At 44.7% G+C, this 2786-nt stretch carries 1 protein-coding gene; it reads right to left on the reverse strand.

Going from position 1 to position 2786, the window contains the following annotated elements; all coding sequences use genetic code 11:
• Positions 1–188: 188 nt before the first annotated feature.
• Entirely contained in the window at positions 189–2072 is a 1884-nt protein-coding gene (locus MXE28_RS11340) for an ESPR-type extended signal peptide-containing protein (protein ID WP_247240186.1), read from the reverse strand.
• Positions 2073–2786: the final 714 nt, after the last annotated feature.

The raw sequence follows: 2786 nt of genomic DNA on the forward strand, positions 1-2786 counted from the left end.
AAAGGGAGCTGTAACTGAAATGTGAGTTAAAAAACTCAATTTCGTTACAGCCCCTAAAAACCAACTCAAAATGTCCTATAGGCCCCAAAATTTGACAAAGAGCAAAAAAAGTTGGCAGAAAAAGTCTTTAAGTCTTTTCTGCCAACTTTCATATTCACGCCAAAATAAATGCGGTCGTCAAACCCAGCTTATTTCTTCTGTGCGTCTTTTGCTGTTGCATCTTTTGCTTTCGTCTGCGCTGCGCGGAGATCCGCGATTGCAGCCTTCAGCTCTTCTACTTCCTGACTAAGAGCACTGATCTTTTTCTCCATAGCAGCTTTGGAAGCCGGTGCATGGTTGCTATGACCGAGTTTCAGGCTTACGCCTGCATTCACCATATTTTCTCCATTGCCGAAGCTGCCACCGACAGAGAACATCGTGTCTTCATTTGGGCGATAGTATGCACCGAGCGCCACGGCACTTGCACCACTGTAGTTGCCATAGCCTGCTGCAAAGTCCCACTTATCCTCCGGGTCGAAATCGAGCGGATGGAGTGCGGCGAGAGCAGCTGCCCCTGCACCGACCTTGTCCACACGATTGTCCAGCCTATTGATTGAATTACCAAGAAGCGAAATATTGCTAGCATTATCCTTTACCAGCTGATTTGTCGCATACAGCTGTCCGCCATTCACGGCATCCTTGGAGCCTTCCTCAATCTTTCCGTCTTTTACATTCGTGATGGTCTGATTATTGGCATTCAAGCCGTCTTTGCTCACATAGGTCTTGTCGCCGATGGAAAGGCCCTTCGTATCCATCTTTGTTTCGCCTGTGGTGACGCTATGAAGCTTCTGATCCGGGTTCAGGCTCAGCTGATAGTCCTTACCACCCGCTGCATTGGTTCCCTCTTGGATCTTGATATTTGCATCGTTAGTAGAAACACTGCTGTGTTGACCTGCTACAGCAGCTACACCAGACAGTTTCTGGTTTAGCTTGCCAATCGCCGTTGTCGAGCTGTCTCCGTCTTTGATATCCCCCTTGGTGACAGCACTGTATTTCAAATCTCCGACCTTATTGTCCAGATTGTTTACTGCATCGACGACCGTCGTCTTACTCCCATCTTTGTTCTGAAGCTCTTTGTGAATATTGCCTATATTGCCCACATCAGAAGCTTTCGCTGAATCTGCGACAGCATTTTTCAGCTGCCCTACATTGACAGCATCGGTATCCGACGTACCTGCTGCTACGCCGGAAATCTTGCCTTTTTCATCGATAGTTACCTTACCAAGTTTAGCGGAATTCGGAGTGATTTGGCTGTAGTTGCCGCTTGCATCGCCTACGAACAGCTCGCCATCACGCAGTTTGGAATTACCGGTGAATACGCCATTATTCAGAACTACGTTGCCGATTTCGCCTGCGGTTGCGGTTACTTTGCCGTCTTTATCTACCACCAATTTGCCGTTGGCAGCATAGAATGCGCCGTTGCTGTTTACGAAGAACGGCATGGTGCCGTTTTCATTTGCAGTACCTACGGACAGGTTGTATTTTGCATTCAGTGCATTGGTGTTAATCGCATTGGCCCCTATGATATTGCCGTCTTTGTCAATACTAACCTTACCAAGTTTAGCGGAATTCGGAGTGATTTGGCTGTAGTTGCCGCTTGCATCGCCTACGAACAGCTCGCCATCACGCAGTTTGGAATTACCGGTGAATACGCCATTATTCAGAACTACGTTGCCGATTTCGCCTGCGGTTGCGGTTACTTTGCCGTCTTTATCTACCACCAATTTGCCGTTGGCAGCATAGAATGCGCCGTTGCTGTTTACGAAGAACGGCATGGTGCCGTTTTCATTTGCAGTACCTACGGACAGGTTGTATTTTGCATTCAGTGCATTGGTGTTAATCGCATTGGCATTGATAGTAGTTGTTGTTTGTGCCTCGCTCATTCCCATAACGCTAGTAAGAGCAAATGCAGCTAAAAGAGCGGCAGCGCATGTACGTGCAGGTTTTCCTTTTCCATGTCTTTTCGCAATCTCAGAAACCACAATATAGCAATTCTTCGTTTTGCTCCAAACAACTTTGTAATCCAAATTCATGATACATCCTCCTCTTCCCTTGAAATACAGTGTAAAACGATAATCCACTTTACTTTTACTAACCATTCACTATTTTTCTTGTCACTCAATTGTTTGCTAAATGACATCTCTTGCAGCATTAGGACCACTGTCTCTCCACAATACTGGCAATAGAGCAAGCGATAAAACATAGCTTTATCCCTTTCACGATGTTTCCAGTACAGCTTTTCACATGGTTTAGAACAAAAGCGGCACCATCTATCTCTAGCGCCTAATACGTTGATCTTCTTGCCAGATTTCTTACAAACACAGGGAGCGTAATGGCCTTAATAGCAAATCCTCAAAATACTTCTTTTCCATGTCGTTATGTCGTTATAATGATTTCCTTTTGTACAGCAAAATCAATATTTCCAACGACTCTTTCGCCACACTATGATGATCACAGACTCTCCTTCCCAAGAATTAGATAAAACAACAAAGAGGCCCCCCTCCTCTCTTCGGTTTCCCAGCATTCCTTGATTTCTTCTGTTGTTTCATGAAGGGCTACTCCAAAAATGTTGATCATATAATAGCGATTAAGGTTTCATGTCTACACGAGGCCTAATAACATACTTAACTATACCACTTACTTCTAAGTTCCGTCAACATCTTTTTTTGGGGCCTAATATAAGTTTATTAAGGGTTCATAGTATAATCAAATGCGACAAATAAATAAGACACAATATTGTTCCTGTG

It is taken from the genome of Veillonella sp. KGMB01456 (assembly GCF_023051165.1).
In the GTDB taxonomy this organism is placed as follows: Bacteria; Bacillota; Negativicutes; order Veillonellales; family Veillonellaceae; genus Veillonella_A.

Excerpts from the sequence above, each read along its gene's own strand:
- MXE28_RS11340 (WP_247240186.1), bottom strand. The coding sequence starts at position 2,072 with ATGAATTTGGATTACAAAGTTGTTTGGAGCAAAACGAAGAATTGCTAT.